The following is a 12,236-nucleotide window of genomic DNA, read 5'->3' on the forward strand; positions in this document are numbered from 1 at the left end:
CATGGGGGAAGGGTTCCAATTATTGGAAACACTATTGCAATTACATAAACTATGCAGTTATATTATTTGTAGCATTAAATACACCTGCACTATATACCAGTTTACACAAAAAATTCCGCACACCCCTCAGTTGACACTTTACGTGCGTCAAAAGCAGGATACAAGTCAGCCAGAATTCCTATCTCCGCTTTAACCGGTGTGGTGGATATAACTCTCGATTCGCTGAAAAATAACAATGTCGGAACCAATCCTTTTGATGACGGTTCAGCGGACCGGTTGAAACAGTATGGGGTGGCTCAGTATTTCTGGGGTACGCTGAAGACAGGTAATGAGGAGCCGCTTGTACGGATTACTCATGCTGTGAGCAATGATGCGTTTGATCTCGAAGTCACTTTTAATCCCCATTTTGTTGACAATACTTATGGTTCTGAGGGACATGTGGGATGGAATCCCAAGAGGCCGCACACTTTCAAGGATCTTTACCACAGTGATCATGTACAGATTGCAGTGGTAAATGGAGATGGTGATACGGTTTTTCATGGACGCCTGGACTTGTTAAGCCAGACCAGTCTTGTCTCCTCAGGTTATGCCTGTCTGGGACCATTTGGCGGCGATGGAGTGATTTATAAGGGTGATCCATCGATGATTATTTCCTTTGGCAGTTCTCTTGATGACAACTGGAATTACTATGGGTACCGGGATACAGTCAATTCTCCGGTTACGGATTCCACTTACAAAGTCAACCCGCAATATCCGTTCTTTCAGTACTACACAATTTACAGGATTACATTTAATCCTGAGATTTTCGGTCCAAGCGGCTATGGTGAGGTTCACATGACCTCCGTTCACGCTTCACCAAGTAAAGATGGCTCCGGGACGATTACTGTTGTCGAGAAGCCGGGCCCTGTACCGGGTAGTCCTCAGGACCCCTTCCGGTTCCTGATTCCAACCGGCACTGTTACTCCACCGGAAACTCCACCGGACACAATTCCACCGGACATAGGCGTTGACTAAAATCGAGCGGGAATTTTTTTTCAGCTTCAGGGCTGCTTTACCTGCAGCCCTCTTTTTTTAAGCTGACAAAAGATGGTCCCGGGAGCATGTATTGCAAACAGTTCAAAGATGGGGTAAGATTAATTCTGTATCGGGTCAGTTCATGGAGGCGATGTGGAGGGCAGGGGATATAAACTGAAGGAATTTGCCAGGATCACTAATTTATCCCGCAAGGCACTATTGTTATATGAAAAGAAAAAGCTTCTTGTTCCGGAGTATGTGGATGAAAAGACGGGATACAGATACTATGGAACAGAGCAGGTCAGGAAGGCGGCACAGCTTTCTTTTTTAAGAAATCTGAACATACCTCTGGTTCATATTGCCGATATTCTGGAAAAAAAATCAGGATTGAAGAAATACTTTACCAGAAGCGGAAAGCGCCTTGAGTTGCTTAGACAGCAGATAAAGATCAGTCATGCTCTTCAGAGCATAGCCCTGTGTGACTATGATGACAACCTGATTTCGGACCAGATTGAAACAACCGTTATACCACAGATGACTGTGATGACACTGGAGGCAAGGAGCGAAATCAAAGATGTAGCGGTACAATTCTCGGTTTTAAACCGTTTTATGCATCAGTGGAATATAAGAGTCAGCGGATATCCCTTTACCATTTATTTAAAGGATTCCAGCATTGAGATTGCGCACTACAAGGTGTGTTATCCGGTGGAGAATTATACTCCTGTTCAACATCCTGATATCCGCTGTGAGGTCTTTCCATCTGTAAAGGTTGCCTTCATGTACCATTATGGTGATTACGACACGCTATATCTGACATACAACAAACTCCGGGGCGCAATGGAACAGCAGGGCCTCAGATGCACAAATGAGTATCTGGAAACATATGTTATTTTCGGTGATAAGCGGTATACCGATTCATCAACATTTCTCACATCTGTATCAGGGATTCTCCAGTGATAATGACTTATCTCAAACCTCTGTTCACCAGTTTTTCATATCTGGTGCTTTCCGGGAACCTGGCTTTCGGGGTGGTTCTTTTCCTGATATCCTTTGTTAATATATCATCAGGTGTTCTGGCTCTTGTTGCCTATTTGTCCCTTCTTGTGTTTGGAAAACTGATGGGTTTATCAAGAGAGCAGATGGTCGGAGGAATGTATACTTACAATTCACTGCTTGTGGGGCTTGCCATGGGATATCTTTTCAAGATAACCATTTTGTCACTGGTTTTTACAGTGCTAGCCTCATTTTTCTCCCTGCTTCTCAGTTTTACGCTGCATTCGATATTCAGTTACTATTTGCGAGTTCCCATTCTGAATCTGCCATTTACAATTACGGCCACACTGGTTTATCTCTCCTCGATACGGTACGGAAATCTCTACACAGTTCAGAATACCAGACTTGGAGCGCTCAATATAGAACAGTTGCCGATATGGCTCTCAGGGCTTTTCAGGTCAACGGGTATAATACTTTTCCTGCCTTATGACCTTATAGGAATTGCGGTACTTCTTTCGATGCTTGTTTTTTCCAGAATCAATTTCTTTCTGGCTGTAACAGGTTATTATACCGGGACAATGCTTCTGACTCTCTTAAAGGGATCATCCTATTCGGCTTTTACAGATCTTTACAGTTTTAACTTCATCCTTATTGCGCTGGCTTTGGGTGGGCTTTTCCTGATCCCTTCGGTAAAAACTTATATAATAGCTCTTGCGGGTGTTCTTGTTTCTGTTTTTATTCTTGATGCGGTGGATATACTGTGGTCCGGATACGGTATTCCTGCCTTTGCTTTCCCTTTTGTAATCGTGGTATGTCTGCTGCTTTACATTCTTATCACCAACCGGTTTCCGCTTGTGACAACGGCTTTTTTCGGTACACCTGAATCAAATCTTGAGCATTACATCAACTACACAGCCAGGTTCAACCAATCGCTTCCTCAGCCTTGTCTGCCGTTTTCAGGAGAGTGGACTGTTTACCAGGGATTTAACGGGGAGTGGACACATAAGGGATGCTGGGCTCATGCTGTCGATTTTGTGGTACAGGACAGTGAGGGCAGAGCATTCAAGGGGGCAGGGAAGGCACTGGAGGACTATTACAGTTATAATAAACCGGTTTTATCCCCTGTTAATGGAAAGGTCGTGGAAGTCTGGAATGAGTGTGCTGATAATGTTATAGGGACAGTAGATGAGCAGAACAACTGGGGAAATTTTGTGATAATTTACAGTGACTGGGGATATTATGTGGAGATTTCACATCTGCTGAAAGGAAGCATAAATGTGCGGGCAGGTGAATATGTAATTCAGGGCCAGATAATCGGGCGGTGTGGAAACAGCGGGTATTCTCCTCAGCCTCATATCCATATTCAGTGCCAGCAATTGCCACATACGGGGGCTCCGACAATTCCTTTTGCCTTCACAAATTACATTATGGATGGTCAATGCTGGTTTGGTGTGGATTTTCCTCTCATGAAAGGAAAGACACTTCGTCCCATTTCCAGATCAAGGGTAATTGAGCAAAAGCTGAGGTTTGTACTCGGAGAAAGTTTTACTTATAATATAGTGAAGAATGGTATCAGGGCAGGGGATATCAAGTTGAGAGTTGGTATGGCCCCTGATGGAAGTTATTATCTTGGAGAACAGGGGAGGGATACCCGGTTGTTTTTCTCGAACAGAGAGGGGATGTTTACATTCTACCGTTTTGAAGGTGGATTCAGATCACCTTTGCGGTATTTTTATCTGGCACTTCCCAGGGTTCCGCTTACAGATGAACGGGTCAAGTGGAATGATGATATCAATTTTGCTCTTGTACAGCCGCACCCTGGATTCTCATCTTTTATAAAATCATTCAATCACAGGATATTTTCTGCCAGGGGCAGCTACTTCAGAGAGAGCAACGAGACTGTTACTGGTGGTATTGAAGTCAGGACACCAATGGGTTTGAGGAAACTGGAAACACTTGCGGGGTTTGATCTTAAGAGTGGTATCAGCTCTGTGATATTTAAAACCGAAAATGAAAAGACAGAGATTTATCGTGGCCAGATTTAAGCATATTCCGGTGATTTTATCTGTTGTATTCTGGGCAGGTTATATTTGTGCCCAGACGAATGAAGAAACGGAATCTTCTTTGTTAAAAGCATACGGTCATTACCTCCTTGGAGAGTATGACAGTGCAGTAACTTATTATCAGAAAGCAAAAAGAGACGATCCTGGTTCGATAGAACCTTTTTACGGACTGATGAATTGTTATATGGTTCTGGGAAAATATGAGGATGTAATTACAGAGGGAACAGAGGCGCTTAAGGGAGGCGAAGATTTCTATGTTCTTGAGAAAATGGCCAGGGCATCAGCGCTTCGAAACAGGAGCATTTCCGCAGATTCTATTTACGAGAAGGCAATAGAGGTTGCTGAGGACAAGCAAGGAGAGATCCCGGATTATGTGGTCAGCGATTTTGTGATGAACATGGGGAATTGTTTTCTGGAGGTTGGCAATTACAGGAAGGCCGAGCAGTACTTTAACAAGGGAGAACAGAGATTCGGAACTGAGGGATTCAGACTGGCGGTTTACAGAACGAAACGGTTGAGAAGAGAAAATGCAAGGGGACATGTGAATTTTTCCGTTGGGCTATTAAAGTACAATGAGTCAGAGGAAATGAACCATGGGACTTATGCCGGTCTGAACATCGGGTTGTTTTTACGGAATGCCGATCTCCTTAAGTTTGGATGTTACAATCTGAGTATCAGGGGACCTGAGGCCAAAGCAAAAAAGCCTGAAGATCCGCCTCCTCCGCCCAAACCAAACCTTTACCAGAGTGATTTTTATCTTTCTTTTACCGACTTTTATCATCTTATCAGAAAGACAAAAATTCAGAGCGGGATCAGGGCAAGCATATCAAACATTGAATACACAGATAATTCAAAAACTCTGTTTCTGGAACACTCTACCAATTCAGGGATTCTTTCGTGGGGATCTACTCTTTATTACACACGCTTGTCAGAGCATAATATTGCTCAGATATCACCAATGGTGGCATTGAACTTCAGCCAGGGGAAGGTTTCCTTTAATGTGAAGGGGGTGCAAAACATTATAAAGTCATTTGCTGTTTCCGACAAGAAATCATCGATTCCAGGTTCAATACAGCTTTCAGGAGATCTCAGTTTTTCAGTCTCCATGAAACAGGTGCGATTCACAGTCACAGGAAGTACGGGAAGAAGAGCGTTTTTAAACGAGAGTGAAGCTGTTGTAATATTGAATGTAGTGGAAAGGTATCTATTCGGAAGCAAATTTCTGGCGGAGTATACATTTGAAAAAATCCCTCTGGCTGTTTATTCATTGTTAAGACATTCGCATTTCCAGTCTTATTCTTCCTTTACCGTCCTAGGAGGCGTATTCGTACAATGGTGAAAACGGTCCGGGTCGCAGTATTCCTGATAACCATTGTTACTGCAGAAGTTTCTTCCGATTTGCTAAGTTCCGAAGCGGTAGAAGAGGCTTATTACAAATCCTATGATCTGGAGCAATCTCAGAACTATTCACTTGCAATTCAGGCGCTCAATCCTGTGCTTTCTGCTTATCCAAACGGTTACACTGTGAATTTCAGAATTGGATGGCTCCTATACCTTAATGGCAATTATGCAGATGCGCTGAAGCGTTATAAAAAGGCACTGGCTGTCTATCCTGCATCGATAGAGGTAATGAACTGTATTTCACTTGTGCATAAGGCCAGAAATGACTGGGCCAAAGTGGAAGAGCAGAATTATAAGATAATTAAAATTGATCCATTTAACACCACCGCTAATTACTGGTTTGCTGTTGCCCTCAGAAACCAGAAGAAGTATGATCTGGCTGAAAAGACATGCCGGAAAATGCTTTCCGCTTTCCCTACATCAGTATGGTTTCTTCAGGAGCTTGGGGAGAATCTTTACAGTAAAAAGCGGATGAAGGAATGCCGTGAGATATTTGCATCACTCAGAATACTTGATCCAACCAATGAAACAGCGAAAAAGTATCTGGAATTACTGTCTGAAGATAAAGAGGAGAAACAATAAATGGATATCGGCAAACTTCATAACCTTGCTATCTCCAGTACCGGGTTTATATTCGATCCTGTGACAGGTAACAGTTACAACGCAAATGAAACAGGTGTTTACATCGTTGACAGATTAAAAGCCGGTATTGATGTACGAGGGATAGCAAGGGAGCTGAGTGAGGAGTACGATGTTGACTGTGACACAGCGGAGCAGGATATTCTGCAACTGATTGAGACTCTGCGGTCACACTTTCTTATCTGAAGGTAAATATGAGGACTGTAGCGGTAAGCGGAATAAATGCAGTAGACAATCCTGGGCCGGGGACAGGAGTCGCAAGATGTCTTAAGGAATGCGATCTTGATGTCAGGCTGATCGGGCTGGCTTACGACACACTGGAACCCGGGATATACATGGACTGGCTTTTTGACAAGTCTTACATACTTCCTTATCCATCCAGTAATTCATCAGCGATTCTCGAAAGGCTTTCTTATATTCACGAAAGAGAGAAGATCGATGTCATTATACCGGTCCTTGATGTTGAACTGCCTCTTTATATGCGAATAGAAAAGGAACTGGAGTCGATGGGAATAAAGATAATGCTTCCCTCGGCTAAAGCTTTCCGTATGCGATCTAAAGACAACCTGTTCCGGCTAGCAGACAAGTCCGGTTTCAGGGTTCCCAGAACCGAAGTGATCACTGAGCTTTCCAGTGTTATTGATGTCTGCAGGAAAGTTGGATTTCCCTGTTTTGTAAAAGGGCCTTTTTACGAAGCGGTAAAGATCAGCAGTCCGGGGGAGGCTATGAAAGCTGTGCACGGGCTTTCTGCAAGATGGGGGCTGCCGGTGATGATTCAGGAGAATATTCCGGGTGATGAGTATAACTGTGCTGGTCTGGCTGACGGGAGAAGAGCGTTAGGGTTGGTGGCTGTGAAAAAGGTGGCCACTACGAGCCTTGGGAAAGCCTGGACAATAGTAAGTGTAAATAACAGAAAGATCTTTGATGCAGCGGAACGGATGATTCAGATGCTTGGATGGAGAGGGGCATTTGAACTTGAACTGATCCTTGACAGAGACACTAATGAATTTTACTGTATCGAGATAAATCCCAGGTTCCCTGCCTGGATTTTCATGTCAAGCGCCTGCGGGGTAAACCTTCCAGAGCGCATGGTAAAAAACCTGCTTGGAATGGAGCATGAAACCCATTCCAGGTATGATGCGGGGAAGTTGATGATAAGATACACCAGTGAGTTGATTCGTGATATTCAGGATATTGAAAACATCTCCATAAAAGCGGAAACGTGGTAAACTATGTCAAAAAAAGCTTATGTAAGGCCGGTTCTGGTCAAGCAGGTCGCAGGTGTGATGAACAAATTCGGAAACTCCAGTTACAGAGATTACCGTGACACTGTCGATGGAGTCAAAGTCGAATCTCTTATCAAGAATTTCGGCAGCCCGCTGTTTGTTTTAAGCCAGAGAAAAACTCTGGACAGTTATCGCAGGATCTATTCCGCATTTTCCACCCGTTACCCCAATGTCAAAATGGCCTGGCCTTACAAGACAAACTACCTGGGTGCTGTATGTGCGACTCTCCATAAAGAGGGAGCATTCGCTGAAGTAGTCTCTGAATTTGAGTACAGAAAAGCCAAGAAGCTTGGTGTGCAGGGCAGTTCGATCATTCTAAACGGGCCTTATAAACCCGCTGATCTTCTCAAGCAGGCCATTGCAGATAACTGCATGATAAATGTGGATAATTTTGATGAGCTCTATCTTATCGAGATGTGTGCAAGAGAGATTGACAGAAAAGTGCCTCTTGGGATAAGAATCAATTTTGAAGCGGGACTATACACTCAATGGAACAAGTTCGGTTTCAGTTTTGAAAATGGTCAGGCCAGAGAAGCCGTAAGCCGTATAGCAAGGAGCAGATATCTGACACTAAGGGGACTTCATACTCATATCGGCACTTTTGTTCTTGAACCCCAGGCATATATATCGGTCACGGAAAAGCTTGTCAATTTCATGCAGGATATGGAGCGTGATTATCATTTTGAGATAGAATATATAGATATAGGCGGCGGTTTCCCTTCAAGAAACAGGCTCAAGGGCATTTACTTGTCTCCTGATGTCGCGGTGCCGGGAATCGATGAGTATGCAGATGGGATCTGTAACACACTATTAAGATGTCTGCATCCGAAGGAGTATCCTGTACTTTACATCGAGAGTGGAAGAGCGGTTATCGATGAATCGGGATTTCTGATCACTACGGTTTATGCCCGCAAACAGCTTGCAGACGGGACCAGGTGTTATCTTCTCGATGCAGGTATAAACCTGCTTCCGACATCTGTCTGGTATAATCATCTGATACAACCGGACCGTCAATTGGCCGGAATCCCGGAGCCATGCAGGCTTTACGGGCCGCTTTGCATGAATATCGATGTGATTGCCGATGCCATCTATCTTCCTCCATTGCCTGTTGGAGGTAGACTAGTGATAAGCCCGGTAGGGGCTTACAATATGACACAATGGATGCAGTTTATCACCTGCAGGCCTGCAGTAGTGATGATTATGGAGAATGGGTCAATTGAGTGTATCCGCAGAGCGGAAACACTCGATGATATTAACAGGTGTGAAAGTATTCCTCAATCATTATATCAGAATCCCTGAAGACCGCAGCATCTGGTACACACAGGCATCAACCCCTTTTTCATCTCTCTGCGGAACTGTTTGAACTCTTTTCCGTTCCAGATATCGTAGAATGATTGGGTGTTGATATTTCCGCAGGTATAGTCCTGATAATCACGGCAGGGAGTCACCCTCCCGTCAGGAGAAATCTCCGCTGTATAGTAGATACTTTCGCATTGCGGATAACCACAGTGCCAGGAGTGATCTTCGTAATACCGGCGGATCTGCTTTTCTGTTTTGATATCAGGCAGAAACTGTGGGACACAGGCTCTACCTTTTGATATCAGTTCGATCTGCCGGATCTGGTCTGCTGTTTCCTCAGGATCGACATCATTGAAACAGGATTTAAGATATCCTCTGTGATTCTTTGGTTTGAATCCAAACCTGTCTTCAAAAACTTTCTCATGCAGTGCAGAGCGCTCTTCTGTAATGAACCATCCGAAATAGAATGGATGAAGTTGCGCCTTATCAAGCACCAGCCGGTGAATATCGGCCAGATGCATATAGTTGTGATTGGATATGACACTTATCGGGATGATAAAGGGAAACATGAGATTTTTGCGCTTCTTTATCTGATGTGCCTTTTCAATAACAGCCATTGTTTTCTCAAAATTATCTGAAGACCTTCCGTTAGCCGGAGAACGCATCAGATTCTGTGATTCCGAATTCCATCCATCAAGGCTCAGAAAAAGAACCTGCAGAGAGCCTGTGTCGATAAGATCCTCAAGAATCTTGTCAAGGTCCTGGGAATTAGTGACTATCGAGCCCTTCAGTTTATATCTGGCAAGCTCCTCAAAAAGAGGCAGGAGAGGTTTCCACATTGTCGGCTCGCCGCCCCAGATATAATAAAAAGGATGATCGTGCCGGGTCTCGAACACAATTCTCTTTACAGTATCAAAATCGAGCTGGTCAAGACGTTCACCACGTTCGAGTTTCAACCGCAAATGTCCGTTCTCACCCCATTGGCCGCAGGAGCCGCACCTGAGATTACAGACTTCGTTTACCCGGAGAGAGATCTGCCCTACCGGAGTGTCTTTTTCAGGATCATGATTTTCGAAATATTTTCTGAACTGCTGTGGAAACATGTACCAGGAATCAAGATTCCTGAATAAACCGGGAATGATGTACTGCTTTACAAAGGGCCAGGGAAGAAGCGCTTTCCCTCTGAACTTTGCCATTTCCAGAACCTTTCTTGCGGGTGTTTAAAAGAAAAAAGATTCTAAATATACTTCATCACGGGCTTCTCTGGAAAGCAGAGAGGTATTTATTTGCCAGCAGAGGTCTCCTGCAATTCTTTGTAGCATGCTTCCCACTCTGCCATAAGCTTCTCGATTTCCGATTCGATCTGCTTTATTTCCATAGATGTATTATGCAGAAGCTCGTGATCGGATGCGTTTGCAGGATCGTTGAGAACACTGGTGAGTTCAGCGATTTTTGCTTCCTGAAGACTGATCTGGTTTTCAACTCTCTCTAATATGCGGCTGAGTTTTTTCCGGTTTTCACGCTCTCTGATACGTATCTCTTTTTCATCCGGACCTGCGATTTTTCTGCTTTCCGTTTTCCCCGTATCACCGGAAAAAAAGGACTCAACATAACTTCTGTAATCCTCCAGTGTGCCAGGAAAATCCCTGATCGTTCCCGGCCTGATTTCCACTATCCTGGTTGCAATTCTGGAGATAAAGTACTCATCATGAGAAACAAAAATGATAGTTCCACTGAACTCCGCCATCGCATCAGCCAGTTTTTCCACTGAATTGATGTCCAGATGGTTTGTTGGCTCATCAAGAAGCAACACATTACCCGGACTTGCCATAAGGGTGGCAAGGACAAGGCGTGCTTTTTCTCCTCCTGAAAGAACCTCTACTTTTTTCTCTACATCATCCCCACTGAACAGGAATGCACCAAGGATATTGCGCACGAAGGTTTTTTCGGTGGAGATGGAGTCTTTGATCATTGTATTGTAGAGTGTTTTCTCCGGATCGAGTTGTTCGAGCTGGTGCTGACCAAAAAAACGGATCTCAACATTATGTCCGAGCTCTACTTCTCCCCCTGTTGGTTTCACCATCCCTGCGATAGTTTTCAGCAATGTCGACTTGCCGGCCCCGTTTGGACCCACGATCGCTATCTTGTCGCCTCTGTTGACACTCAGGGAAACATCTTTTAAAACATTATTGTTTCCATAACCGGCGGATACACCAGTAAGCTTTACAGGAACGATACCTGACTGCTTTACTTCAGGAAAGGAGAAATGGATCTGCTTATTATTTGATTCAATCTCCGGCATCTCGGCCTTAAGCTTCTCAAGCATCTTCATCCTTGACTGAGCCTGAGTGGCTTTTGAGGCTTTAGCCTTGAATCTTTCCACAAATCTTTCTGTCTGGGCAATTTTTATCTGCAGGTTACGCCTTCTGTTCTGTGCTGTCTCCAGAGCCTCGGCGCGATAGCTTTGGTATTGATCATAATTACCCTTGTACACTGTGACAGACTTGTTACTGATTTCAGCCGTGTAGTTGGTTATACGGTTGAGAAAATCCCTGTCATGGCTCACAATCAGCATTCCGCATTTCTGGCGCTCCAGATATTTCTCCAGCCATACAAGAGAATCCATGTCCAAGTGATTTGTCGGCTCATCGAGAAGCAGGAATTCCGGGGCAGAAAGAAGAAGCTTCCCAAGCACTGCCCTCATCCTGAACCCTCCTGAGAGATACTCAACCGGCTGAGTCCAACTCTGTTCAGGAATCCCAAGTCCTGCAAGAATTGCTCTGGCCCTTGCTGTAAGAGAGTAGATATCGTGAAACTCAGCAGCCTCAAAGAGAAGATCCATTTTCTGCAGAGACTTCTTCAGGTCTTCTTTATGGAGATTTTCGGAAACCGACTCCAGTTGCTTCTCAAAATCAAGTATATGCGAAAAGGGCTCAAGCACTATCTCCAGAGGGGTCTTGCTGTCCAGCACTTCAACTTCCTGAGGGAGATATCCAATGCTGAGTGATGGTGGTTTTTGCACTGTACCGCTGTCGGGTTGTTCTTCGGCACTGAGCATTCGCAGAAGAGTTGTTTTGCCTGAACCGTTTACTCCGATAAGCCCTGTTCTGCAGTTATCGTGGATGGAGAAATTGACCTGGTCCAGAAGGATTTTACTTCCGTACTGTTTTGAGACATTTTCGAAAGTGATCATAGGAGGGGAAAAATACAAAATGGGTTTGAGGGGGTTTGGGGGTTTCCTCTGGGGTGAAAGAGTGATTCTACTCTGAATAAGTAGACACGCATATTACCCCGGAGATGATTTAGAGAACAAAGTTTTTTTTATCCCGAAGATGATTTGTTGATTTAAGGTCTTAGATCATCTTTTTCATCTCGGAGGTTTACCCCAGAGTTCCTAAGTTAAAAATCAAGACTTTTTTTAGTTTTTTTGATGTCATCTTAAGGCTCTACAGAGACAATACTAATCTTTTCCTCTGCCTGTGTTGTTAGGCAGAGGGAAGGACAACTTCCCAGCTTTGCAGTCTTCTTATTTTGCCTGAGA

The 12,236-nt window shown here is 44.2% G+C and carries 10 protein-coding genes; 8 read left to right on the forward strand and 2 right to left on the reverse strand.

Features of this window, described 5'->3' with window-relative positions; translation table 11 throughout:
* Positions 1-201: 201 nt before the first annotated feature.
* The 8 genes from GX089_15355 (at position 202) to GX089_15390 (ending at position 8,695) form a co-directional block, all read left to right on the forward strand.
* Positions 202-1,014, forward strand: coding sequence for a hypothetical protein (locus GX089_15355; protein NLP03870.1), 813 nt, complete (start codon positions 202-204; stop codon positions 1,012-1,014).
* Between the two features lie 153 nt (positions 1,015-1,167).
* Positions 1,168-1,971, forward strand: a complete 804-nt coding sequence (locus GX089_15360) for a MerR family transcriptional regulator (protein ID NLP03871.1) — start codon at positions 1,168-1,170, stop codon at positions 1,969-1,971.
* Entirely contained in the window at positions 1,968-4,052 is a 2,085-nt protein-coding gene (locus tag GX089_15365) for a peptidoglycan DD-metalloendopeptidase family protein (GenBank protein ID NLP03872.1), read from the forward strand. Before GX089_15360 ends, GX089_15365 begins: the two co-directional genes overlap by 4 nt.
* Positions 4,039-5,409, forward strand: coding sequence for a tetratricopeptide repeat protein (locus tag GX089_15370; GenBank protein ID NLP03873.1), 1,371 nt, complete (start codon positions 4,039-4,041; stop codon positions 5,407-5,409). Before GX089_15365 ends, GX089_15370 begins: the two co-directional genes overlap by 14 nt.
* Positions 5,403-6,053, forward strand: coding sequence for a tetratricopeptide repeat protein (locus GX089_15375; GenBank protein NLP03874.1), 651 nt, complete (start codon positions 5,403-5,405; stop codon positions 6,051-6,053). The genes GX089_15370 and GX089_15375 overlap by 7 nt, the downstream gene beginning before the upstream one ends.
* Entirely contained in the window at positions 6,054-6,296 is a 243-nt protein-coding gene (locus GX089_15380; protein ID NLP03875.1) for a PqqD family protein, read from the forward strand.
* Between the two features lie 8 nt (positions 6,297-6,304).
* A complete protein-coding gene (locus GX089_15385) occupies positions 6,305-7,339 on the forward strand; it encodes an ATP-grasp domain-containing protein (GenBank protein ID NLP03876.1) in 1,035 nt (344 codons plus the stop codon).
* A 3-nt stretch (positions 7,340-7,342) separates the two neighbouring features.
* A complete protein-coding gene (locus tag GX089_15390; GenBank protein ID NLP03877.1) occupies positions 7,343-8,695 on the forward strand; it encodes a diaminopimelate decarboxylase in 1,353 nt (450 codons plus the stop codon).
* On the opposite strand, the gene GX089_15395 is transcribed toward GX089_15390, so the two are convergent.
* Positions 8,683-9,891, reverse strand: a complete 1,209-nt coding sequence (locus GX089_15395) for a radical SAM protein (protein ID NLP03878.1) — start codon at positions 9,889-9,891, stop codon at positions 8,683-8,685. The two genes, GX089_15390 and GX089_15395, sit on opposite strands and share 13 nt — an antisense overlap.
* Before the next feature lie 86 nt (positions 9,892-9,977).
* Positions 9,978-11,888: an ABC-F family ATP-binding cassette domain-containing protein gene (locus GX089_15400; protein ID NLP03879.1), complete on the reverse strand. Its 1,911-nt coding sequence runs from the start codon at positions 11,886-11,888 to the stop codon at positions 9,978-9,980.
* Positions 11,889-12,236 lie beyond the last annotated feature (348 nt).

Source organism: Fibrobacter sp. (genome assembly GCA_012523595.1).
Lineage (GTDB): Bacteria > Fibrobacterota > Chitinivibrionia > Chitinivibrionales > Chitinispirillaceae > JAAYIG01.